The 23,430-nt window shown below is 70.5% G+C and carries 22 protein-coding genes; 13 read left to right on the plus strand and 9 right to left on the minus strand.

The annotated features are described in order from the left end of the window. Positions 1–48: 48 nt before the first annotated feature. A complete protein-coding gene (locus tag ACRWK7_RS14225; protein WP_431856906.1) occupies positions 49–723 on the minus strand; it encodes a LuxR C-terminal-related transcriptional regulator in 675 nt (224 codons plus the stop codon). Between ACRWK7_RS14225 and ACRWK7_RS14230 the strand changes: the two genes are divergently transcribed. Next, complete coding sequence (locus ACRWK7_RS14230) at positions 722–892, plus strand: hypothetical protein (protein ID WP_431856907.1); 171 nt, start codon at positions 722–724, stop codon at positions 890–892. The two genes, ACRWK7_RS14225 and ACRWK7_RS14230, sit on opposite strands and share 2 nt — an antisense overlap. A 259-nt stretch (positions 893–1,151) precedes the next feature. Next, entirely contained in the window at positions 1,152–2,423 is a 1,272-nt protein-coding gene (locus tag ACRWK7_RS14235) for a diguanylate cyclase domain-containing protein (protein WP_431856908.1), read from the plus strand. Positions 2,424–2,630: 207 nt separating this feature from the next. Here the strand turns inward: ACRWK7_RS14235 and ACRWK7_RS14240 are convergent, their stop codons facing one another. The 4 genes from ACRWK7_RS14240 to ACRWK7_RS14255 all read right to left on the minus strand — a co-directional run bounded on the left by ACRWK7_RS14240 (position 2,631) and on the right by ACRWK7_RS14255 (position 7,409). Next, on the minus strand, positions 2,631–3,932 hold the full coding sequence (locus ACRWK7_RS14240) for a ChaN family lipoprotein (RefSeq protein ID WP_431856909.1): 1,302 nt from the start codon (positions 3,930–3,932) through the stop codon (positions 2,631–2,633). Further along, positions 3,878–6,013, minus strand: coding sequence for a PAS domain S-box protein (locus tag ACRWK7_RS14245; protein ID WP_431856910.1), 2,136 nt, complete (start codon positions 6,011–6,013; stop codon positions 3,878–3,880). Before ACRWK7_RS14245 ends, ACRWK7_RS14240 begins: the two co-directional genes overlap by 55 nt. Positions 6,014–6,035: 22 nt before the next feature. Then, positions 6,036–6,518 (minus strand): rhodanese-like domain-containing protein, encoded by a 483-nt coding sequence (locus ACRWK7_RS14250; protein ID WP_431856911.1) that lies wholly within the window; start codon positions 6,516–6,518, stop codon positions 6,036–6,038. A 207-nt stretch (positions 6,519–6,725) separates the two neighbouring features. Further along, entirely contained in the window at positions 6,726–7,409 is a 684-nt protein-coding gene (locus tag ACRWK7_RS14255; protein ID WP_431856912.1) for a hypothetical protein, read from the minus strand. Between the two features lie 238 nt (positions 7,410–7,647). On the opposite strand from ACRWK7_RS14255, the gene ACRWK7_RS14260 reads away from it, so the two are divergent. The 6 genes from ACRWK7_RS14260 (at position 7,648) to ACRWK7_RS14285 (ending at position 13,540) form a co-directional block, all read left to right on the plus strand. Further along, positions 7,648–8,064, plus strand: a complete 417-nt coding sequence (locus ACRWK7_RS14260) for a bacteriohemerythrin (RefSeq protein ID WP_431856913.1) — start codon at positions 7,648–7,650, stop codon at positions 8,062–8,064. Then, positions 8,045–9,271, plus strand: a complete 1,227-nt coding sequence (locus ACRWK7_RS14265) for a hypothetical protein (RefSeq protein WP_431856914.1) — start codon at positions 8,045–8,047, stop codon at positions 9,269–9,271. Before ACRWK7_RS14260 ends, ACRWK7_RS14265 begins: the two co-directional genes overlap by 20 nt. 289 nt (positions 9,272–9,560) lie before the next feature. Continuing rightward, positions 9,561–11,132: a sensor histidine kinase gene (locus tag ACRWK7_RS14270; RefSeq protein ID WP_431856915.1), complete on the plus strand. Its 1,572-nt coding sequence runs from the start codon at positions 9,561–9,563 to the stop codon at positions 11,130–11,132. Beyond that, complete coding sequence (locus tag ACRWK7_RS14275) at positions 11,129–12,505, plus strand: sigma-54-dependent transcriptional regulator (RefSeq protein WP_431856916.1); 1,377 nt, start codon at positions 11,129–11,131, stop codon at positions 12,503–12,505. The genes ACRWK7_RS14270 and ACRWK7_RS14275 overlap by 4 nt, the downstream gene beginning before the upstream one ends. A 12-nt stretch (positions 12,506–12,517) precedes the next feature. Further along, positions 12,518–13,087, plus strand: a complete 570-nt coding sequence (locus ACRWK7_RS14280; RefSeq protein ID WP_431856917.1) for a tetratricopeptide repeat protein — start codon at positions 12,518–12,520, stop codon at positions 13,085–13,087. A 51-nt stretch (positions 13,088–13,138) separates the two neighbouring features. Beyond that, on the plus strand, positions 13,139–13,540 hold the full coding sequence (locus ACRWK7_RS14285) for a bacteriohemerythrin (protein WP_431856918.1): 402 nt from the start codon (positions 13,139–13,141) through the stop codon (positions 13,538–13,540). Between the two features lie 51 nt (positions 13,541–13,591). On the opposite strand, the gene ACRWK7_RS14290 is transcribed toward ACRWK7_RS14285, so the two are convergent. The 4 genes from ACRWK7_RS14290 to ACRWK7_RS14305 form a co-directional block, all read right to left on the minus strand. Beyond that, positions 13,592–14,350 carry a helix-turn-helix domain-containing protein gene (locus ACRWK7_RS14290; RefSeq protein WP_431856919.1) on the minus strand — a complete coding sequence of 253 codons (759 nt, stop codon included), beginning with the start codon at positions 14,348–14,350 and terminating at the stop codon, positions 13,592–13,594. Positions 14,351–14,485: 135 nt separating this feature from the next. Further along, positions 14,486–16,024 carry a hypothetical protein gene (locus tag ACRWK7_RS14295; RefSeq protein ID WP_431856920.1) on the minus strand — a complete coding sequence of 513 codons (1,539 nt, stop codon included), beginning with the start codon at positions 16,022–16,024 and terminating at the stop codon, positions 14,486–14,488. 290 nt (positions 16,025–16,314) lie between these two features. Then, a complete protein-coding gene (locus tag ACRWK7_RS14300) occupies positions 16,315–17,364 on the minus strand; it encodes a c-type cytochrome (protein ID WP_431856921.1) in 1,050 nt (349 codons plus the stop codon). Then, a complete protein-coding gene (locus ACRWK7_RS14305) occupies positions 17,256–18,521 on the minus strand; it encodes a cytochrome c (protein ID WP_431856922.1) in 1,266 nt (421 codons plus the stop codon). The genes ACRWK7_RS14300 and ACRWK7_RS14305 overlap by 109 nt, the downstream gene beginning before the upstream one ends. Positions 18,522–18,698: 177 nt before the next feature. Between ACRWK7_RS14305 and ACRWK7_RS14310 the strand changes: the two genes are divergently transcribed. The 5 genes from ACRWK7_RS14310 to ACRWK7_RS14330 all read left to right on the plus strand — a co-directional run bounded on the left by ACRWK7_RS14310 (position 18,699) and on the right by ACRWK7_RS14330 (position 23,359). Beyond that, positions 18,699–19,430 carry a cytochrome c3 family protein gene (locus tag ACRWK7_RS14310; RefSeq protein ID WP_431856923.1) on the plus strand — a complete coding sequence of 244 codons (732 nt, stop codon included), beginning with the start codon at positions 18,699–18,701 and terminating at the stop codon, positions 19,428–19,430. A gap of 35 nt (positions 19,431–19,465) precedes the next feature. Next, positions 19,466–20,524 (plus strand): 6-bladed beta-propeller, encoded by a 1,059-nt coding sequence (locus tag ACRWK7_RS14315; RefSeq protein ID WP_431856924.1) that lies wholly within the window; start codon positions 19,466–19,468, stop codon positions 20,522–20,524. A 135-nt stretch (positions 20,525–20,659) separates the two neighbouring features. Then, positions 20,660–20,971: a c-type cytochrome gene (locus ACRWK7_RS14320; protein WP_431856925.1), complete on the plus strand. Its 312-nt coding sequence runs from the start codon at positions 20,660–20,662 to the stop codon at positions 20,969–20,971. Positions 20,972–21,005: 34 nt separating this feature from the next. Next, positions 21,006–22,094 carry a ligand-binding sensor domain-containing protein gene (locus ACRWK7_RS14325; RefSeq protein WP_431856926.1) on the plus strand — a complete coding sequence of 363 codons (1,089 nt, stop codon included), beginning with the start codon at positions 21,006–21,008 and terminating at the stop codon, positions 22,092–22,094. A 14-nt stretch (positions 22,095–22,108) separates the two neighbouring features. Then, a complete protein-coding gene (locus ACRWK7_RS14330; RefSeq protein ID WP_431856927.1) occupies positions 22,109–23,359 on the plus strand; it encodes a ligand-binding sensor domain-containing protein in 1,251 nt (416 codons plus the stop codon). Positions 23,360–23,430 lie beyond the last annotated feature (71 nt).

Genomic DNA, 23,430 nt, shown 5'->3' on the forward strand with positions numbered 1-23,430 from the left:
TCCGGGCTTGCCCGCCCCCGCCTCCGGCGGGGGGCGGACGCAACACCGTCAGCAGCAGGCGCGCGTGTAGCCCGCCTTCTCGGTGCCGTTGGTCAGCAGGCGCAGGGCGTGCACGCGGTTGCGCGCGCCGATCTTGCGGAAGACGTTGGACAGGTGGCTCTTCACCGTGACGACGCTGATGTCGAGGGTGTTGGCGATCACCTTGTTCGGCATGCCCTCCTTGAGGAGCTGGAGGATGTCGCGCTCGCGGTCGGTCAGCGCCTTGGCGCCGCAGCCGCCGTCCGGCGTCAGGTCGTGGCCGCAGACCTGGCCGTTCGGCGCGTCCTCCAGCGACAGCATGGCGGCCGGCACGTACTGCTCGCCGCTGGCGACCAGACGGATCGCCGACATCATAATGTTGGCGTTCATCTGCTTGGAGATGTAGCCGGACGCGCCGGACTTCATGACCTCCAGGATGAAGGAGCGGTGCAGCGCCGGGCCGAGCACGATCACCGCCGTGTCCGGGCGCTGGCGCTTGATGTCGCCGACCAGCTCGGCGGTGTTGACGCCGGGCATGCAGAAATCGACCACGACCACGTCGATCGGCGCGTCGTCCTGCAGGGCCGCGCGCAGGAGGCGCGTGTTGCTCGCCTCGGTCAGGCCGGTCTCGCCGCACATCGGCGCGAGGTAGGGGCGGAGCCCGTCGATCAGCAGAACGTGATGGGTTGCCAGGACAATGTGCATGGAGGGTCCGTTCAATGCCTTTGCGATCGGTGGATTGAACGCAGGTCCCGCTGCGCCGGTCGAAAGCCTTGTTGCCCTTTTCTTTAGCACACGGCCGCGATCTTTGAAAGAGGGGATCGCTGGCTATCAAAGCATTCAAAGTCGCAGGGCAGAGTTGCTTTTGGATTGAGAAGGATAGTTGCTCTTATCTTCTCGGAACCGGGAATTCGAGTTCTTTTTTCTACGTTTCGAGATTTGTGCCCGGCGGCGGTCGAAGCGGCGCGTACGCGGCTATGTTGTTGAAGGCGGAAGGAGGCGTGCGCACAGTCGGCGGCGTGGTTGTTGCATGAGGAGTTTCCAAGGTTCGCGAAAGACTGTATGGAATAAATGGATGCGGCCGTGCCCTGTTCGTGCGCCTTGTGCTGGAGACGGGGGCGGAGGTTCCGTGAATGACCGGAGAAACCGTGGATCCCGGCAAGATTTCATTGTTGAAGCACGACGGGGACCGGCGTGCCCGCGCCCTGCGCGCGGCCTTCGAACCTTCGGCGCCGAAGGATCTGCTGCGCGGCTTCGCGGCGCTGCTGGTGGCGACGGCCGTGGTGATTTCCGTCCTGTTCGGGGTCGGCGTCAGCGTCATCTACCGGGCGGAGATGATCCGCGACGCGGAGGTGCTGGCGGACAGCGTCGCCGAGGCGCTGCTGGCGCAGGAGCGTGACCTGCTGCTTGCCCCGGCCGAGCCGGGCGTGGTGGCGGTGCGGCTGGCGGAGGAGCATTTTGCCGCCTTCGACCGCCGCATGCGGCGCTACCTCCAGCCCTTCGGCATCTACAAGATCAAGGTCTACGACGCCGACGCACGCATCGTCTACAGCACGGACGTGCCGCTGATCGGCCGCGCCGATCCGGACAATCCCCTGCTGCGGCAGGTGCTGGCGAGCGGCGCGACGCTGTCGGAGATCAAGCGCCGCGGGCAGGTCGCCGACCTGGGCGGCGGGGTGCGCTTCGACGTCGACGTGGTCGAGACCTACCTGCCGATCCGCCACGATTCCCGCGTCATCGGCAGCTTCGAAGTGTACCTGGACCTCGGCCGGCAGTACGAGCAGCTCGACCGCTCGGTGGCGGTGTCGGTGGTGGCCGGCGTGCTGGTCGTGCTCGTCGCCTTCGCGGTGCTGTTCGCCTTCGCCCGTCACGGCGCGGCGCGCTACGCCCTGGTCCTGTCGGAGTTCGCGCACCGCGACGCCACCGACCCGCTGACCGGCGCGCTCAACCACCACGTCCTGCTGGAGAAGACGGAGGCGCTGCGTCAGCGGCTCGGCGACGGGGAGGGGCAGCGCGGCGCCATCTGCCTGGCGCTGATCGAGGTGGACCAGTTCCCGGCGCTGGTGGACGCCGCCGCGCCGGTGACCGTGGACGCGGCGCTGCGCGGGGTGTCCAGCGCCATCCACGAGCAGATGCGCGACGACGAGCTGCTGGGCCGCCACCGCGGCGGCACCTTCCTGGCGGTGCTGGCGCGCCCCGACCTGAGCGACGCGGTGCTGTTCGGCGAACGCATCCGGCGCGCGGTGTCCGGCACCGCCACCCCGGGCGGCGGCCGGTCGGTGACCGCCAGCGTCGGCATCACGCGCTGCCTGCCCGCCGACGACGTCGCCACCGCCGTCCGCCGCGCCGAGGACGCGCTGCGCCGCGCCAAGTCCGACGGGCGGGATTGCGTGCGGGCGGCGTAGCGGAGGTGTGGAGCGGGGGGCAAGGGTTCACACGGATTTCACGGATTGAGGCACGGATTACACGGAACTCTTTATTATTTCTGCGCGCGGGCAGGTCCTGAAGGCCAGCACCGTGCGCGAACAAAAAATCCGTGTAATCCGTGCCCCAATCCGTGAAATCCGTGTGGCTGTTGCCGCGGACGCGCGACCTCCGGAACAACCAGGCGCCTACGGTTGCTGCGCCGGGAACTTCGCCACGAACGTCCGGGTCTTGCCCTTGCGCTTCACGGTGATCGGCATCCAGGTGCCGGGCGCCTGGCGCTGCACCACCGCGGTCACCTCGGCGAGGCGGTGGACCGGGGTGCCGGCGGCGGTCTCCAGCACGTCGTCCACCGCGAGGCCGGCGCGGGCGGCGACGCTGTCCTCGCCGATGCGGACGATGCGCAGGCCGTCCTTGCCCGGCTCCAGCGTGACGCCCAGGCGCGGCTTCTGCGCCGTCGCCACCTCGTCGGTCGGCGCCAGTCCGAACACCGCGTCGGCCACCGTACCGTCGAGCATCGCGCAGGTGCGCGCGCCGTCCCACGGCAGCAGCACCGCCGAACCGGCCACGCCCAGCGCGTCCAGCTGGTGCGGGATGCCGAAGCGCTTCTCGACGTGTCCGTAGCCGACGATGGTCACCACCGTGCGGCCGGTGTCCTTGTGGTAGGAGGCGATGCGCTCGGCCATGGCGCGGTCCCACACCGACTGCGCCTCGACGAAGCGGCGGAACTCCGGCGCGTTGCGGTCCGGGCCCTTGGGAGCGCCGCTCTGGTTTTCCGGCGAAGGCTTGTCCTTGCCGCCCTCGTCGTGCATGCCGAGCGCCGCGGCGAGGTAGTCGATGTAGCCGGCGGGCGGCGGGGCCGGGTTGCCGACGCCCTGGCGCTCGGCCTCCGGCACGGCGGCCCAGCCCTCCCGGCGGGTGCGGCCGACCAGCCCGCGGTCGATGTTCACCGCCAGCAGGGGCACCCGGTTCATGCGGGCGAAGTGCAGGATCGGCAGGTAGAGCTGCGGGTCCATACCCCACAGCGTCGCCCAGTCGGTGTCGCGCAGCATGTCCGCTTCGCTCAGCTCGCCCGCCACCCAGCGGTCGAGCACCGCCTGCCTGGAGCGCGGCAGCATCTCCAGCCCGATGGCGATGTCCGGGTTGAGCGCGTGGATGGCGGTCAGTGTCTGCAGCTGCCAGCGGTGATGCTCGACGCTGTCGTGCCGCTCGCCCAGGAAGACGGCCGGCGCCGCCGCGGCCCGGCGCAGCACCGCGTCGGTCGCGAGGCGGCCGCCGCGCGCGTCGTGCCAAGCCCCCGGTGCGGCGCAGCTGCCTTCCGCCCGATTGGCGGAGGGGGAGGGGGACACGGCGGTGGCGGAGGCGCAGCCCGCCAGCAGCAACAGGGGAAGCAACCGGGTCAGCACGCGGATCTCCATGGGGGAGGCGGCGCCGCTCAGGCCCGGCGGCGCGCCGGTTCCGCGATAGCAGGCGGCGGTGCGTCCTCGCAAGGGAAGAAGATCTCCACCCGCGTGCCCCACGCCGGGCGCGACCGCACCCGGATGGCGCCGCCGTAGCGCTGCACGATGCCGTGCACCGCCGAGAGGCCCAGCCCCTTGCCATCGCCGACGCGCTTGGTGGTGAAGAACGGCTCGAAGATGCGCGGCAGGTTCTCCGCCGGGATGCCGCAGCCGGTGTCCTGCACCACCAGCCGCACCGCCCGGCCGGACGGCACGCGGCCGACCTCGACGCTGCGCAGCGCGTCGTCGGTGGCGTCCGCGGGCGCGGCATCCGCATCGGCGGCGTCGGCCACCGCGTCCACCGAAACGGTCAGCGTGCCGCTCTCGCCCATGGCGTCCACCGCGTTGCGGCACAGGCCGTCCACCACCTGCTCGATCTGCTGCGGGTTGGCGCGGACGACGCACGGCGCCTCGGTGATCCGGGCCTCCAGCGCCATACCCGTGGGCGCGCTGGCGCGCAGCCGGTCGACCACCGCGCGGGCGGTGGTCTCGACGTGCGCCGGCTCGTCCGACTCCTCGGGCGGCTGGCTGAAGGCGAGCAGGTCGCGGACGATGGCGGCGGCGCGCCAGCCGCCGTCCAGCACCTCGCTGAGGTGCTTCTGGACGGGGTGGTCGGGATCGACCTCGTAGGCCGCCGCCTCGGCGCGGGCGAGCAGCGAGTTGAGGATGTTGTTGAACTCGTGCGCCGCGCCGGCGGCGAGCGTCGCCACCGCCTCCATGCGCTGTGCCTGATGGTAGCGCTCGGCCAGCAACTGCTGCTCGTGCTCGGCCTTCCGGCGTTCGGAGATGTCGCGGATGATCGAGGTGGAGAACATCGCCCCGTGCGACGTCCAGTGGGCGTTGGTGAACTCGATCGGAAGCTCGTGGCCGTCCTGGTGGCGGCCGTAGGTGGTGATCAGCCGGCCGCAGCTCTCGTACCCCTCGCCGCCGCCGCGGCAGACCAGGCAGCGGGCGTGCTGGCTGCGGTACTGGGGCGGGATCAGCCGCTCGATCGGGCTGCCGAGGATGTCGGCCTCGCGGTAGCCGAAGGCGCGCTCCGCCGCCTTGTTCCAGAAGATGATGCGGCCGTCCTCGTCGGCCGACACGATGGCGTCGGTCGCCGATTCGGCGACGCGGCGGAACTGCTCCTCGCGCTCGCGGGCGGTCTGCAGGGCGCGCGTCACCTCGCGGCGCAGCCGCTCGGGCGAGGCCAGCAGCACGTACATCAGCAGGCCCGTGGCGAGCGCCAGCAGCACGCCGATCATCCAGATCGCCGCCGACGCCGCCCCCGCCGCCGGCCAGCCCTCGTGCGGCATGACGGCGAGCTGCCAGTTGCCGGTCGGCAGGCTGACGTCGAGCAGGACGGGATCGCGCTGGAACAGCGCGGCGTCACCGAAGAAGTTGGCGCCGCCCTCGCCCAGGCCGTCGACGCCGCGCAGCGCGACGTCGTACTCGCTGCTGGCGGGCAGCAACCCGCCCTCGCGCAGCAGCGGTTCGAGGTCGAGGACGATGGTGGCGAAGCCCCAGAACCGGTCCTCGGGGCCGCCCGGCGTGCTGGACAGGAAGATCGGCAGCCGCGCGATCAGCCCGGTGCCGCCCTGCACCAGCGCCACCGGGCCGGCGACGATGAACAGGCGCTGGGCGATGGTGCGGTTGACGGCGTCGCGCCGCGCCGGGTCGGCGCGCAGGTCGTGGCCCCTGACCTGCTGGTTGTTGGTCAGCGGGTAGACGTGCGAGACGATGCCCTGCGGGGCGAGCTGGAGGCTGCGGATGCCGTCGATGCCGGTGTTGGTCATCGCCTCGGCGAAGGGCTCGAAGCCCTCGTCCAGGCGGTTGATCTGGCTGCGCGCGAAGGCGGACATGCCGTAGACCAGACGCAGGCGCTTGTTCAAGGCACCTTCCAGCTTGGCGCGCAGCACGCTGGCGTAGAGCACCGCCTGCAGGCGGTTTTCCTGCTGGTAGCGGGCGCGCTCGAAGGTGTCGAGCACGCCGACGGTGGCGAGGATGAGCAGCGAGGCGACCAGCGCGCCGACCACCGCCCGGATCGGCATGCCGACACCCCTGCGCGCCATGATGCGAGTGTGTCCGTTCATGCCCTGGAACCCTTCCTGGCGATTATCCGGCTTCCGCCACCATGGTCGGCGGGAAGCCGTAGTCCTGCGCCGAGCGCAGCCGTCGCTGGCGCGGCGTTTCGGCTGGATAGCCGGCGGCGATCCAGCCGGTCAGCCCGGCCGGCAGCCAGCACGCCCCGCGGTAGCCCCAGGCGTGCACCCGGCGCACCGCCACGGCCGCGTCGTAGGACCCGTGCCCCTCGCCGTAGAAGACCATCGGCGTGTCCTTCTTGGCAAGCCGCGCCAGGTCGAACTCCCGCAGCTGGTCCATCTGCACGTTCAGCGCGCCGGGGATGCGCGAGGCCCGCCATTTCGGCCGGCAGCGCACGTCGCAGATCAGTGCCCCGCGCTCCTTCAACGCGCAGGCCACCTGGGCGTCCACCGCGGCGATGGCCTCCAGGACCCTCGGCGAGGGCTCCGGCATGCCGTTCACCTGACCGCCGACCAGCTGGAGCAGTGGCTCGAGCGGCAAGAGGATTCTCTGCATGGGGTTTCCCTCCAGTGGCGCCGCACCGTGCGGTCGCTTTCCGGAAGGCATGAAAGCAATCGGCGTGCCTGACGCGAGTCCTTGATTTTCCGCCGTTTTTCGGCGCCCCGGCCTCGCCGCGCACCATCGGCGCGGGAAAAGTTTCCGAGTCTGGGAAGGAACGTTCCAACATCTGGCGTGCCATCGGGGTGTCGGGCGCAAGCGGGGTCAGGGCCTGGCGGCGGTGTCGAGCATCACCGGCGCGTCCTCGCGGAACTCGCTGCGCCACTTGGCGCGCCGGGCGCCCAGCTCCTCCCAGTTGCCGGGGGGCGGCGTGACCTTGAACGACCGGCTGGCGTCCGCCTTGACGAAGTCGCCGACGCGCTCCAGCCGGCCGTCCGGCACGAAGCTCAGCAGGCTGTCGACGATGTTCGGGCTGGTCACGTCGGCGCCGCCGACCGTGTAGGCCAGCAGCGCGTCCTTGACCTGGCAGCCGAGCGCGAAGCCGGTGGCGTCCGCGCCGCCGCGCCGGGCGTGGAACTCGTACAGCGCGCAGGGGCGGTCGGCGTCGCCGCGCAGGAACACCCGCTCGAACATCCAGCCGTTGGGGGCGGCGTAGCGCAGCGCGGCGAACTCCCCCGACCGCCCGGAGGCCGAGCGCGAGAAGGCGAGCAGCGTCGCCTTATCGGCGGCGGACAGCCCGTCGAACACCTTGGGCGCGATCGCCGGGCCGAAGGCGACGCCGACCTCGCCCATGCGCGCCCAGTCCTCCAGGCCGGGGGAGGCCTCAACCCGCGGCAGCAGCGCCGCCTCGCGCGCCGCGATGTCCTCGGCGCGGTTGCCGGACGTGGTGGCGTTGCAGCCCGCCAGCAGCAGCACGGCGAGCGGCAGGGCGATCGGGAACCGGGGCATGGGGCGCATCCGCATGGCTCTGGGCAGTTTCATAATGGTTCGGACTCGCTTCCGCCACAAGGAGGACCTCGGGTCATCCTTGGGGAGGGCGAGACCGTCCGTTTCCCGTTGCAACAGACGTGCCGTTACGCGCGCCGCGCGCCGTCCGCCAACGTCCGGGGCGGACGGCGGCGGCACGCCAATTGCTTTGTCACAGGCGAAGGAACGCACCGAGCGAACCGGCGGCGGGAGACCGGACATGAACGAGATTTTCGCCTGGACACCGGAGATGAGCGTCGGCCGCGACCAGCTCGACCGCGACCACAAGGGCATCATCAAGGCCCTGAACGAGCTGTCGGCGCTGCGGGACAGCCACGACGACGACAAGGTCCAGCCGGTCCTCGGCCGCCTGCTCAGCTACACCGTCTCGCACTTCGGCCGGGAAGAGGCCTGGATGCGCGAGATCGGCTTCTCCCGGGTGGAGGAGCACGAACGGCAGCACGACGCGTTCATCCAGAAGATCCAGTTCTTCCTGGGCGAATACCGGGACGGACGGCGCTCCATGCTCGCCGGCGAGATGGCGGAGTTCCTCCGCTCCTGGCTGGTCGAGCACATCATGAGCGAAGACAAGGCCTACGCGGCCGAGGCGGTGTCCCATGGACCAGCTGACGAATAGGGCCAATTTCGAGGATCTGCTGCGCACCCAGCTGAAGGACGGCGACGTCGCCACCTTCGACCGCCTGCACGTCATCAGCCTCGATCAGGTCGCCACCGCCTTCGGGACGGAATGGGGCCGCATCCGCGAGCGCGCCATGGCCATCGCCGAGCGCGTGCTGACGCAGAGCCTGACCGCGCGCGACGGCTATCTGATGCAGGACGACCGCTTCGTGGTGATCTTCGCCGGCCTGTCGATGGCCGAGGCGTCGATCAAGGCCAATCAGGTCGCCCGCCGCATCCGCGAGAAGCTGATCGGCGCCCAGGGCACGGCGATGAACGGCATCGACATCGCGGCGTCGCTGCTCGACGTCCGCCAGTTCGGCGAGGGGGCGGCGGCGCGGCCGCCGCGCGGTGCCCGCGGCCACGGCCATTTCCACCACGCCGTCGCCGAGGACGACCGGATCGGCGGCGCCGACAACCTGGTGCGGCGGGTGCTGAACTCGATCGAGATCTCCTACGTGGCGGTGTGGTCGCTGCAGGCGCAGCAGGTGTTCGGCTACCGCCTCTACCCGTCGCGCGCGGTGCGCGGCAAGGTGGTGTCGGGCGAGGCGATCCTGATCGAGCGCGCCTACGACCCGATGGTCGCCTACCTCGACCTGTTCATGCTGGAGACCGCCGCCGACATGATCGCGCGCGGCCTGCACAACGACGCGCAACTGGTGGTGCCGATCCACATGGGCACCTTCCTGAACGAGGGGAAGCGCGAGTTCGAGCAGTTCGCCATGACCCTGGCCGCCGATCCCTGGCGCCAGTCCATCGTCTACGAGCTGATCGGCGTCAACGACGACACCTCGCGCGCGGTGCTGGAGAACGCGCTGCGGCTGCTGTCGCCGTCCGCCAAGTTCATCATCGTCCGCTGCGAGACCGAGGCGTCGAACATCGAGTACGTCAAGGATTTCGGCGTCCGGCACCTCGGCATCAGCCTGCACGCGGCGTTCATCTCGCCGTTCGGCAAGAAGACGATCCGCAAGTACATCTCGCACTTCGGCAACGACTGCCTGCGGCGCGGCTTCCACACCTTCATCTGGGGCGTCGATACGCGCCTCGACGCGCAGCTCTCCATCGGCGCCGGCTACGCCATGCTGGCCGGCAGCCTGTTCGGCAAGCCGCGCGAGCAGCCGATCCCGCCGTACCCGGTCGGCCAGCGCAGCCTGTTCCAATCGTGAGAATCGCCGCTCCGGTTCCCCGATGCGGGAACGCGACTCCCAGATGCGGGAATTCCGCGGCGCGCCCGAACGGCCGCCGCGGGCGGGCGCCGCCCGGCGGTCGGGCGGAAGTCGGCAGATATTCGGCATTTGAGGGAAGCCGGGAGCAACATTGTCGCAGCTGTGGAATTATGCCGAAGGCCATAATTTGTTGGCATGCGGCATGCTCTCTCCGTTCCGTCCGGCCGGATTCCGCCCGCGCGCCGAAGCGCGGAGCGGTCGCCCGGACCGGTTGAGGAGGCGTCACCCTTTGTCCAGCATCGAGGCAGTGCAGCGCGACGACGGCGCTCCGGGCTTCGCCGGCGGAACCCCCGCCGCGGCGGGGCTCGCGCGGCTGGGCTCCGCCTTGCGCGCCCGCACGCTGGCGGCCAAGGCGCGGCTGCTGTTCGCCTCGGTCGGGCTGCTGGTGGTGCTCGCCGTCGGGCTGGCCGTCGTCTACTACCAGCGCGCCGAGACCGAGCTGGCGCACGTCAGCACCATCGAGCACCTCGCCTACGGGCTGGTCAGCGTGTCGACCCAGGGCGAGGACCTGACGCGCGACCTGACCATCCCCGGCGACATCGGCGGATCGAGCGCGCGCGGGCTGGCCGAACACTGGATGGCCGACCTCGTGCTCATGCGGCCGGAGGGGCTGCTCGCCGCCGCCCTCGATCCGCGGGAGGTCGCGCTGTTCGAGCACGACGTCCAGCGCCTGGAGGCGCTGCTGACCGACGGCATCGAGACGCTGGAGCGGCTGGAGGCCTTCCGTCTCGAGGTCGATCTGGTGGTGCAGCGCTACATCGAGCAGGCGAAGCGCACCCTTACCGAACTGCGCCGCCGCCACCTTGCGGACCTGGAGGGGGCCAAGGCCCGCCGCCAGCAGCTGATGATCGTCTTCGTCACGCTGTGCGTCGGTGCCTTCACCGGCATCGCGGTGCTGGGCGGGGTGTTCGTCACCCGGCTGCTGCGCGCGCTGGCGGTGCTGGAGCGGCGCAGCCAGAGCATCGCCGCCGGCGACTACGGCGAGCCGATGCCCGCCGGCCGCGACGACGAGGTCGGCCACCTGATCGAATCCGTCAACACCATGGCCTGCAAGCTGGCCGAGCGCGACCGCGAGATCACCGCGGTCCGCCGGCAGACCGCCCAGCAGGAGAAGATGCTGGCGCTCGGCACGCTGGCCGCCAGCATCGCGCACGAGGTCGGCAACCCGCTGCAGTCGATCATGGCGGTGTGCGACCGGCTGGCCGGCTGCGTCTGCGAGGCGCGCTGCGCCCACCACGACGAGGTCGCGGCGCACGTCGACGTCATCGCCGAGCACGCCGCCCGCATGGCCCGCACGCTGGAGGAGGTGCGCGGCTTCGCGCGGCCCAGCGAGCCGGAGACGCAGCGCTTCGACCTGAACCGGGTGGTGGAGCGCACGCTGCGGCTGATGCGCTTCGAGCCGCGGCTGGCGAAGATCCGCCTCGACACCGAGCTGGGGGCCGAGGCACTGTTCATCGAAGGCGTGCCGGACCACGTGGTGCAGGTGTTGATGAACCTGCTCATCAACGCCGCCGACGCGGTCGAACCCGGCCAGGGGGCGATCACCGTCGCGACCGGGAGAGCCGGACGCCACGTCGTCCTGTCGGTGTCCGACAACGGGCCCGGCATCCCCGAGACCGTGCAGAAGGCGGTCTTCGAACCGTTCTTCACCACCAAGCCGGAAGGCAAGGGCACCGGGCTCGGGCTCAGCATTTGCCGTTCCATCGTGAAGGACCACGGCGGCCGGATCGAGATCGACAGCGCCCCCGGGCAGGGGGCCTCCATCCTGATCCGTCTGCCCTACAGCGGGTGCGAAGCATGAGGGTATTGGTCGTCGAGGACGAGGTTTCGTTCCGCCAGGTGCTCATCGAGCAGATGGGCAAGGACGGCATCGAGGGGGTGGGCGTGGGCACGGCCGGGGAGGCGCTGGCGCTGCTGCCGGACGGCGGCTTCGACATCCTGCTGACCGACCTGCGCCTGCCCGACCGCGAGGGCATCGAGATCCTGCGCGAGATGCGCGAGCAGGGCGTCGAGATCCCGGCGCTGCTGATGACCGCCTACGCCTCGGTCTCCACCGCGGTCGGCGCGCTGCAGGCGGGGGCGGCCGACTACATCATCAAGCCGGCCCGCGTGCCGGACCTGATCCGCCGGCTGCGCCAGATCCACGAGCTGGACCAGCTCAAGCGCGAAAACCAGCTGCTGCGCAAGATCATCCAGCAGGAGCCGGGGCGCTACTGGTTCCCCGACACCTCGGACGGCCACCAGATCAAGCAGATGCTCGGCAAGGTCAGCCGCACCGACCTGACCGTGCTGATCACCGGCGAAAGCGGCACCGGCAAGGGCATGACCGCGCGCCTGATCCACTCGCTGTCCTCGCGCGCCGACAAGCCGTTCATCCCGGTGAACTGCGGCGCCATCCCCGAGACGCTGGTGGAATCGGAGCTGTTCGGGCACGTCAAGGGCGCCTTCACCGGGGCGGAGAAGGCCAAGGACGGGCTGTTCGTCGGGGCCAACGGCGGCACGCTGTTCCTCGACGAGATCGGCGAGCTGCCGCTGCCGATGCAGGTGAAGCTGCTGCACGCCATCGAGGAGAAGACGGTGCGCCCGCTGGGCGGCAACGCCTCGCGCAAGACCGACGTGCGCATCATCGCCGCCACCAACCGGAACCTGGAGCAGATGGTCTCGGAAGGCAGCTTCCGCATGGACCTGTACTACCGCCTGAACATCTTCGAGGTCGGGCTGCCGCCGCTGCGCCAGCAGATGTCGGTGTTCCCGACGGCGGTGGAGTTCATCCTGATGCGCTACCGGGCGAACCATCAGATGGAAAGCCTGCGCATCGATCCGGAGGCGGAAGCGCTGATGCGCGCCTACAGCTGGCCGGGCAACCTGCGCGAGCTGGAGAACGTGCTGGAGCGCGCCGTCCTGCTCTGCGAGGACAACCTCATCACCCGGTGGGACCTGCCGGCCAGCATCACCGGCGCCAGCCCCGGCATGCCGGTGATGGCGGACTCGGGGCCGCTGGAGGCCGGCGGCTCGCTGAAGGACCAGGTGGCGGCGTTCGAGCGCAAGCTGATCCTGAACGCCATCCAGGCGGCCGGCGGCGACCGCCGCGTCGCCGCGCGCAACCTCGGCCTCGGCCTGTCCACCCTGTACCGCAAGCTCGAAGAGACCTCTCCCGCGAGCAACGACGAATAAGGAAGAAGAAACATGAGGCTGCTCGTTGCGCTCTCCGTCGCCGGCCTTCTGGCCGCCGGCGCGGCCCACGCCACCCATCAGGCCGGGCACGGCACGCCGGCCAAGACGCTGCCGGAGCTGACCAGGGCCGCCGAGCAGAACGACGCGGTGGCGCAGAACAATCTGGCGGTGATGTACGCCACCGGCTCGGGCGTGAAGCAGGACTACGGGCAGGCCGCCAAGTGGTACGAGAAGGCGGCCGAGCAGGGCTACGCCATCGCGCAGTACAACCTCGCCGCCATGTACGAGCACGGCATGGGTGTGTCGCGCGACCTGCGCGCCGCGTCGATCTGGTACCAGCTCGCCGCCGATCAGGCCGACCCCTGGGCGCAGTTCAACCTCGGCCGGCTGGAGAGCGGGGGCGAGCTGAAGAACATCGTCAGCGCCTACCGCTGGCTCTACCTCGCCAGCGAGGCCGAGGACGCCGAGGTGCGCCGGGTGGCGGCGCCGCAGCTCAAGGAGGTCGCCGCGCAGCTCACCCCGGCGCAGTCGGCCGAGGCGACGCGGCTGGTCACCGCCTGGAAGTCGCGCGCGAAGAAATGAGCCGGCGCCCGCGGCGTCGACAAGAACGGATCTGCGTGGAGAAGAGACATCATGGCTTGGGATGACAGCTGGCGCACCGGTCACAGCGTCTTCGACCTCGATCACAAGCAGCTGGCGACGTTGCTCGACCTGCTGGAGGATTCGCTGTCGATGCTGCCCGGCAGCGCCTATCCGGCCACCATGGCGCAGCGCCTGCTGGTCGAGGCGCGCGAGCATTTCCGACGCGAGGAGGACTACCTGCTGCAGCACCCGACGCCGCAGACCGGGAGCCACATCGCCATGCATCGTACGTTCGCGGACACGCTGGCGTCCGTGGCCGAGGCGGTCGGGCGCGCCGACGTGCAGGCGGCGCGGACGCTGATCGGCACGGCGCACGCGCTGTTCGTCGAGGAACTGCTGCCGGCGGACGCGGCGATGGTGGCGTATTTCAAGGAGCGGGCGACGGCGGGGTAAAATCGAAGCCCCTCTCCCTTGACGGGAGAGGGGGGAGGGGCTTTTGCGTTCTCACCGTCCCGCGGCGATCTCCGCCAGCCGCTCGGGCTCGACGATCTCCACCGTGTAGGTGTCGACCAGCCGGATCACGCCGCTGGCGCGCAGCTTGGTAAAGGTGCGCGACACCGTCTCGATGGTCAGGCCGAGGTAGTCGGCGATGTCCGTCCGCCCCATCGGCAGCGCCACCCGCTGCGGCGCCTCGCCGCCCGCCGGCTGGCGGTCGCGCAGCAGCAGCAGCAGCGAGGCCAGACGCTCCGACACGCTCTTGCGGCCGAGCAGCAGCAGGCGCTCGTGCGCCGCGACCAGATCGGCCTGCATGCGGGTGAACAGCTTGCGCGCCAGCGCCGGGCGCTGGTCCATCGCCGCCTCCAGGCGCGAGCGCGGCATGCGCACCAGCCTGGCCGCGGTCACCGCCTCGGCGGTGTGGGCGTAATCCGCGCCGGCGCTCAGGCCGACCATGTCGCCCGGCTGCAGGAAATCGACGATGTGCCGGCGGCCGTCGGCCAGCATGACGCTGATGCGCACCATGCCCTCGACCACGCGGTAGACCGTGCGCGCGTCGTCGCCCTCGTAGAACAGCGCCTCGTCCTTCTCCAGCGCCACCGTCTCGGCGCCGAGCGGGAAGATGTCGTCGCCGATCACCACCACCGGGCCGACCGCGGGCGCGCGCGTCCGGACCGTGGGGCGGGCCGCCGGGCGCAGGGCCGGGAGCATGGCCGGGATCGGCTGCGGGGACGCGGGCTGGCGGAGGGCGGCGGTGTGCAGGGGCATGGCGCGTTTCCGTTTCCGAGGGCCGCCGAAGGGGTGGCCGTCTAAGGTTCGAATGTATGGTTGATGGGCGTTAACCAAGTCCTAAGAAGCCCCGCTGCGGCGGCTGCGCAGAAGGGGGAGGCACGTCTCTTCCGGCTAGGCCCCGGCGCGGCGGTACCAGCCGGTGCGGTCGGCGGTCTTCAGCAGGCTCATGACCTCCGGCGACACCCACCAGCGGCAGCGGCGGCGCTCGTCGCTGGCGGTTGTCAGCAGGCGGTCGATCAGGCCGGACTCCTCGTTGCTGAAGCGCTGGCGCATGGCCAGGGCCTCCTCGACGAGGCGGATCAGCGCGCCGTCCAGCGCCGTCACCTCCAGCGGATGGCCGATCAGGTCCATCAGCTCGGCCAGCTTGCCGAGGCGGGGCAGGTCGGCCGGCTGGCCGGCGGCGGTGAGGTCGCGGAACAGGCCGGCAAGGTGCTGGGCGATGGCTGGCTGCCAGGGCTTGATGGCGGTGGCGATGCCGCGCGGCTTCAGGCGCGCCTTGAAGGAGGCGACGTAGCGGATGCGTTCCAGCAGCGGGTCGGGCGCGGAATAGCGGGTCATCGCCATCAGCCGCTGGCCGAGCGCCGGGACCAGCTCCAGCTCGACCGCGTTGATGAAGCGGCCGAAGGCGTCGCGGATGCCGGCCTGGTGGCGATCGCTCTCGTCGATGCCCAGCGCGTGCAGGGCGTCGTACCAGGCGAACACGCACTCGGTCAGGATCTCGATGTCGCCGCTGCTGGGCGGCGTGCGGGTCGGCGTGCGGCTGAGGTAGTGCTCCTCGATCCACTCGCGGGCCACCTGCGCGGCGAGTTGGAAGTGCGCGACGATGCAGTCGCGCACCAGCGTCTGCGGGAAGGTGTGGTGCACCTCCATCGCCGTGCCGGGATGACGCCGGGCGTGCAGGTGGGCGACGACCAGCAGCAGCGCGCCCTCGGCGCCGGGGCGGCGCTCCTCGGCGGCGGTGAGGACATAGTCGGTCAGGGCGTCGAGGTCGCTCGCCGGGGCCGGCTTGGCGAGGTCGCGCCACGCCGGGGCGACGGTCAGCAGGAACTCCAGCGTGTCGAGGTCGGCGGCGGTGAGCGGCGGCGTGGCGCGGCAGCCGCGCGCCGCCAGCATCGGCTTGCGCTGCAGGTTGGCCTCGGCCAGGAAGCGGGCGCGGGCCTCGGCCTTGGGCTTCACCGCGGCGATGATCGCCAGCGACTCCTTGCGCAGGTCCTCGGCGATGCGCTGGGCGGCCGGGGAGGCGAAGATCTCGTCGAGCGGCTTCTCGCGGCTCTGCCTGGTGATGACGCGCTGGATGCGGTCGATGCCCGGACCCATGTGCTGCGACAGCGCGAACCACCACGCCCCGGCGTCGATGATGTGCATGCTGGCGGGCAGGCGGGTCTCGGCGCGGATGGACACGTCGTCGCGCAGCAGGATCGGGTCGAACCAGCCGGTCCACAGGCGCCGCGCGTGTTCGGTCCGGCGGCCATTCAGCATCTCCAGCAGCAGGCTGGCGACGTGGGGGCCGAGCGCCGGGTTGTCGAGATGGCCGTCGCGGATGAGCTGGTGCAGGCGCGCCTTCTGCTCGCGGTCGAGCGGCTCCAGCACTTCGCGGACGCGCGCGAGGTTCTCTTCGGCGAGCGGAAGGGGCGGGGGTGTGGGGCTCATGGCGTTCATCGTGCCTTCTCCCTGCGCCGGCCCGCCGTGACGCGGCGGCCTGCACGGCGGGGGTGTAGCAATAATTGAGCCAATTTCCGGACAGCGGGGACGGGGTTGTTCGGGCGTGGGAACGCGGTATGGCCGCGCTTCCGTTTCCGGGAATCGGGGATGGGCTTTGCCGGTTTTGGGAGAGGCGTTGCCCCCTCCCTAACCCTCCCCCGCTGACGCGGGAGAGGGAACTCCGCCGCTCTGCCCCCTCCACCGCGAAGCGGGGGAGGGATGGGGAGGGGCAATCGCCGCTACTTCTTCCGCATGCCCTCCTTGTCCAACCGCTCCGCCTCGGCCTTGGCGGCGGCGCGGGTGGGAGTCAGGAAGGCGCGCTCGACGTAGGAGATCACCGCCGCGATCTCGGCGTCCGACAGCACCGCGCCCCAGGCCGGCATCGAGGTGTTGGGCAGGCCCTGGCGGACCGCCTTCTCCAGGCGGGCGCGGTCCAGCTCGGCGATCTGGGTGATGTCGGTGAAGTTGCGCGGGTGCGGCTGCAGGAAGGCGCCGATCCAGTTCTTCGCGGTGCCGTCGGCGGCGTGGCAGAAGGCGCAGTTCTGGTCGAAGATCGCCTTGCCCTTCGTCTCCTGCTCCGAGAGGCCGGCGATCGCCGGCGGCACGTCGTGGCTGGCGTAGGTGCTGGCGCGGCTGATGGCGTCCACCTGCTCCCGGCCGCGCACCACCGTGCCCATGTGCGACAGCGGGAACGCCTCGATGGTCGGGTTGGCGGTGTTGCGCGGCTCGTGGCAGGTGATGCAGGCCTCGACGAACAGCGCGCGGCCGGCGCGGGCCTTGTCGTCCAGCGTGCCCGGCGGCGTGTCGAGCGAGGCCTTGCCTTGCACGAACGGATAGGCGGCGCCGTACCTGGCGGCGTGGTCGGGCCAGCCGTTCTCCGGGGTGTGGTAGGCGGTGTTGTGGTTGCCGCGGCGGACGAACTCCTCCAGCACGAAGACGGCGACGTCGCGCCGCTCCTCGGTCGAGAGGACGTTCCGGAAGCTCTTCATGCCGGTGCCGGGGCTGCCGTGCTCCAGCGTCGACAGGATCTTCTCCAGCGTCAGGCCGGGCGACTGGACGAAGTTGCGCGGCGGCGGGTCAAGCTGTTGCGCCGCCACCGTCCGCGCGTCGCCGCTGTAGCCGTGGCAGAAGTAGCAGCGGAAGTTGTAGACCTTCCGCCCGTTCTCGATTTCAGGCGCCGCTAGGGCTTTTTTTTTGCGTCGGCGTCCGGGGCCGGTGCCGGAACCGGCGCGGCGGCCGGCGCGGCCGGGGCGGCGGCGTTCGGGGCCGGGGCGGCGCCGGGCGTCCATTGCGGGGCGGCGGGGGCCGCCTCGGGCTGGATGAAGGCGGTGAACACGTACTCCGCGACGTTGGCGATCTGCTGATCGTTCAGAACCTTCGACCACGCCGGCATCTCGGAGCCGACGACGCCTTCGCTGATCGCCTTGAACAGGGTGGGGCGGTTGAGGTCGGCCCTGGTCTCCGGCTGCTGGAAGTTGGCCGGGCGCGGGTTGATGAAGTACGCGCGCGGGCCCTCGCCGTCGCCCTGCTTGCCGTGGCAGGTGGCGCAGGTCTCCTCGAACAGCGTCTTGCCGGCGGCGCGGTCGCCGGCGAGCTGGAACGGCATCGGCAGCGACAGGTCGGCCGGGCCGACGCTGTGCATCAGCTTGGCGGTCTTGGAGCCGGTCGGCTTGCCGTTGTAGGGCGGCAGGGCCGGCTGTGCGGCGGCGCCGACCGGGGCGTGGCCGGCGGGCAGCGCGGCGTGCGCGGGGTTCTCCGCTTTGGCAACCGGGGCATCGTCCTTCCCGGTTTCGGGAACACCGGCCGGGTAGATGAAGGTGCCGCGGACGTAGTCGACCACCGCGGCGATGTCGCTGCGCGACAGCTTGGTGGAGAAGCCCATCATCGCCGTCTTCGGGCTGCCGTAGGTGACCGTGTTGATCATGTGGCGGCGCGACAGCTCCTTCGCCTTGGGCGAGGTGAAGTCGAAGGGCGAGGGGTTCAGGCTGTTCTTCGCCCAGGTGGCGCCGTTGCCCTTGTCGCCGTGGCAGACCGAGCAGGTGCGGGCGAAGATGGCGCGGCCGCGGCTGGCGTCCTCGGTCTGCGCCGGCATCATGAAGGCTTCCCGCATGTAGGAAACCACGGAGGACAGACGGTCCTCCGACAGCGCGGTCCAGCCCTGGCGGGTCGTCTCGCCGTGCGCCGTCCCCAGCCCGCGGAGCATGCGGTCGTACGGGTAGCGCACCACCGCCTGCGGCGTCGTGAAGTTGGGGATCGGCTGCGTCGAAGACGCCGCGGACGGCCCGTCCCCGGCGCCGCCCTTGCCGTGGCAGCCGAGGCAGTACGCCGTGTAGTCCTGCATGCCCGAGATCTTCTGCGACGCGGCCTTGCGGCTGTCGGCTTCCTGGGCGTGCGCGCTCGTCGTCAGCAGGGACAGCGCGATGATTGCCAAGGACAGGGACCGCATTCTCTCGCTTCCTCACTTCGTGCCAGGGGCGCCGCAGGGGACGGTACGCCCGGATCGGTCCCGTTTTCACAGCAAGAACCGGGCCACCCACTGGCACGCCGGTTGCTTGCTTTCGCCCCTGATCCTCCCCGCGTCCGTTCGCGGGGGCGTGCAAACCCCGAGCGCAGGGATGGCCCCTTGACGACCTTCATGCGGATCGCGTCCGCCCTGCTCGCGCTCGCTGCGGTGCCCGCGCTGGCCGGAACGCTGGTGGGCTCGAAGCACGACCTGACGGCGCTCAACATGCGCGCCAAGGTCGAGGCCATGACCGGTCTGGCGTTCAACAACTACCGCGACCCCTGCATCTACTGCCACCTGCCGGCCGACGCCAAGGCGACCAGCGCCTTCAACGACGACGAGCGCTACAAGGACTGGAACCGGTACTTCTCCAACCAGGAGGACTACCTGCGGTACGAGAGCGCGTCGAACAAGGTGAAGCCGGGGCAGCTCGGTCCGCAGAGCCTCGTCTGCCTGTCCTGCCACGACGGCAGCATGGCGGTGGACATGGTGGTTTCGAAGCCGGGCGGCTGGTCCACCAAGGACGACGCCCCGATGCACATGAAACTGGACAAGGGCGGCGGCCTCGACCGCTGCACGCAGTGCCACGACGGTGTCACCGCGCACAAGATGGACCACGTCGTCATCGGGCGGAACCTGATGGACGACCACCCCGTCGGCATCAAATACCCCGGCCTGTTCGGCAACGAGGAATACCATCCTCCCGGCCGCGACGGGACCTTCCGCAATGGCGTCAAGCTGTTCGACAACCAGGTCGAGTGCGCGACCTGCCACGATGTCCACCAGCCCGACGTCGTCCCCTTCCTACGCGTGGAGCAGAGCGAGCTATGCATAACCTGCCACAACAAATAGGCCGGCGTTTCGCCGGCTCCCTCCTGGCGGTGGCATTGGCCCTCACCTTGGGGGCTTGCGCTACCGAGCAGAAGAAGACGACGCAGCAGACCCTGGTGTGGCCGGCGCCGGACGACGCGCGCTTCTATTGGGAGCAGACCCTGACCGGGTCCGGCGACCTGACGGAGGAGACGCAGCAGCAGCGTCTGCGCCGCATGGCCACCGGCGAGACCACCGCCGGCCATTCCCTGCAGAAGCCCTGGGGCGTGGCGGCGTACGACGGCAAGCTGTACGTCGGCGACACCGTGGCGCGCCGCGTCCACGTCTTCGACCTGCGTTCCAAGAAGTACGCGACCATCGCCGACAGCGGGGTCGGCGCACTGGCCAAGCCGCTGGACATGACCACGGACGCCAACGGCCTGCTCTACGTCTGCGACAACGCCGGCCGGCGCATCGTGGTGTTCGACGCGGAGGGCAAGTTCCTGCGCTCCGTCGGCAACAGCGGCGCGCTGCAGCGGCCCAGCGGCGTGGCGGTCAACAAGGACGGCTCCCGCGTCTACGTGGTCGATACCGGCGGCGTGAACTCCGAGAAGCACCAGGTCGTCATGTTCGACGGCCAGGGCAAGGAGCTGGGCACCATCGGCACCCGCGGGTCGGCGCCGGGGCAGCTCAACCTGCCGCTCTCGGTCACCTACAACGTGGCCAACGACCATATCTACGTGGTGGACGGCGGCAACTTCCGGGTCAGCGAGTTCGCCGCCGACGGCCGGTTCGTCCGCGCCTTCGGCGACATCGGCCGCAACTCCGGCCAGTTCGCCCGGCCGAAGGCGATCACCTCGGACCGCGACGGCAACGTCTATGTGACCGACGCGGCGTTCGGCAACTTCCAGATCTTCGACAAGGACGGCAAGCTGCTGCTCGACGTCGGCGGCCGCGGCGCCAGCGGCGTGGGCGGCGAGTTCATGCTGCCGGCCGGCATCACCGTCGATAAGTTCGACGGCCGCGTCTACGTGGTGGACCAGTTCTTCCCGAAGGTCGACGTCTTCCGCCCGGCCGGCACACCGGAGGCCCGCGCCCCACGCCCGGGCGACGCCACGCAGCAAGCCAAGAAGTAGGATCCGGCTTTCCCGGATTCGGGAAAGCCGAGCGTCGCGACGGCCGCCCACCCCATGGGCGGCCGTTGTCGCACCGGGTGGCACGATCATTGCGATCAAGCGGTTGCGACTGCCCCGCTACGGAGACACCCCGCCATGCGCACCCTTCTGTTCGCCTCGACCGCCGTCCTGCTGAGCACCCTGACGCTGTCGGCCGCCAACGCCGCCAACCCGGCCGCCGGCAAGACCGTGTTCGAGGCCAACTGCGCCGCCTGCCATGGCACCGACGGCACCGCCACCGTGCCCGGCACGCCGAACTTCGCCAAGCGCGAGCGGCTGGAGAAGCCGGACGGCCAGCTCCTCACTTCGATCCGCCACGGCCTGAACATCATGCCGGCGTGGCAGGGCCAGCTGAGCAGCGACGAGATCACCTCGGCGCTGATGTACATCCGCACGCTGGGCCGCTGAGCCCGCGCGACCGGACCCACGGGAGACGCCAATCGTGACGACGCTGCGCCGCCTTCGCCTGCTGCTCGCCGCCGGGGCCATGGCCCTGACCGCGATGGGCACCGCTTCCGCCCAAACCCGGACGGCGCCCCCGGCCGTGATGGAGAGCTTCAACGTCGGCGAGCGGGCGTACGTCCGCTCCCTGGCGGTGGACCAGGGCCGCAACTCGCTGTGGGTCGGCACCTCGGTCGGCGTGCTGGAGGTGGACCTGAAGGGCAACGTGCCCAGGAACACCTTCACGCGCGAGCACGGCCTCGCCAACGAGTACGTCTTCGCCATCGGCGTCGCCCCGGACAGCAAGGTCTGGTTCGGCACCAACGCCGGCGGCGCCAGCACCTACGACAAGGCCGGCGCGTGGAAGGTGTACTTCCCGATGCACGGGCTGGCCGACTACTGGGTGTACGCCTTCGCCTTCGACAGGAAGGGCGGGGCGTGGATCGGCACCTGGGACGGCGCCAACTACGTCGATCCGCAGACCGGCGCCTTCACCACCTACCGCAACGAGCTGATCAACATCTGGGTCTACGGCATCGACATCGACGCGCAGGGCCGCGTGTGGTTCGGCACCGAGGGCGGGGTGACCATGCACGACGGCCAGAGCTGGACGTCGTGGACGCACAAGGACGGCCTGGGCGCGGAGAACGCCGGCAACCTGCCGCGCAGCGCCAACACCGGCCTCGGCACCCGCTCGCGCCACGACCTGGCGCTGGAGGCGGCGGGGCAGGAGACCTACAACCCGAACTACGTCTTCTCGGTCAAGGTGGACAACACCGGCCGCGGCGTGTGGTTCGGCACCTGGGGCGGCGGCGTCTCGCTCTACGACGGCAAGTCCTGGACGTCGTTCAGCACCGCCGACGGCTTGGCCGGCAACGTCGTCTACGCCATCGCCCAGGACAAGGACGGCGGCCTGTGGTTCGGCACCAACCACGGCGTCAGCCACTGGGACGGCAAGCGCTTCGTGAACTACGGCAAGGCCGACGGCCTTCTGAACGACAACGTGTACGCCATCGCGCTGACGCCGGACGGCTCCGCGTGGTTCGGCGTGCAGGGTGGCGTCAGCCACCTCCTCCACCGCAAGCAGTGATCGGAATCCAGTCCATGCGGAACGTCCTCATCGCCGCCGGCGCCGCCGTGGCCGTCGTCGCCGTGGGAGCCTACCAGCTCGGCCGCCAGCAGGCGCCGGCCCCGGCCGCCCCGGCCCCCGTGGCGAGCGCGCCGGCCCCCGTCGCCGCGCCGCCCATCGCGCCCGGTGCGCAGCCGCCCGCCGGCCATCCGGCGGTTCCCGCGGCCGCCGCGCCGCAGGCGGCGGCTCCGGCCAACCACCCGGCGCTGCGCGACTTCGACCACTTCCGCATGGGCAACCGCAACGTCAAGGCGCTGTGGGCCGACGGCGACACGCTGTGGGTCGGGTCCTCGGGCGGCGTGATCCGCTACTCGATCCCCGAGGACAAGTACACCGTCTACGACAACAAGTCCGGCCTGCTGTCCAACGGCATCTTCTACCTGCAGCGCCACGGCGACGAGATGTGGGTCGGCACCTACGGCGGCGGGCTGTCGGTCCTGGACCTGAAGACCAACGCGTGGCGCGGCTACAACGTGCCGGAGGGCATGGGCGACGCCTTCATCTACGGCGCGCTGCGCACGAAGAGCGGCGACGTGTGGATCGCCACCTGGTCCGGCGCCAACCGGATCAAGGGCGGCGCGATGGACGACATCGACGCCTGGGAGCTGCACACGGTGGCCTCCACCGGCGGCGGTCTGCCGAACGACTGGGTCTACGGCCTCGCCGAGGGCAAGAACGGCGAGGTCTGGATGGCGACCGAGGGCGGGCTCGCCCGCTACCAGGACGGCAAATGGGAGAACTGGACCCACGCCCGGGGGCTGGGCGCCAAGGCCGAGACGGTGAAGGGCCAGGGCGAGCTGAACAACGACCCCGGCACCCAGTCGCGCCACCACGCCCAGCAGAAGCAGGAGCAGGGGCTGGGCGACGTCACCACCGCCTACAACCCGAACTACGTCATCTCGATCGCCGTGGACGATGGCGGCAACGTCTGGGCGGGCACCTGGGGCGCCGGGCTGTCGCGCTTCGACGGCAAGGAGTTCAAGACTTTCACCGTCGCCGACGGCCTGCCGTCCAATCACATCTTCATGCTGAAGAAGGGGCCGGACGGCACGATCTGGATCGGCACCAACCGTGGCCTCGCTCGGTACGACGGCAAGGCCTTCACGACCATCACGGAGCAGGACGGCCTGCTCGGCAACAACGTGTTTTCCATGGCCTTCGCCGGGAACGGCGAGGTCTGGGTCGGCAGCTTCGGCGGCCTGACCCGTTTCCGCAAGGGCCTCTGAAGCCCCTCCCCCCTTGAGGGGGAGGGGTTTGGGGAGAGGGGGATCGAACTTCCTGGCCGCTTCGCGGCGCC

This window comes from Azospirillum sp., assembly GCF_050789165.1.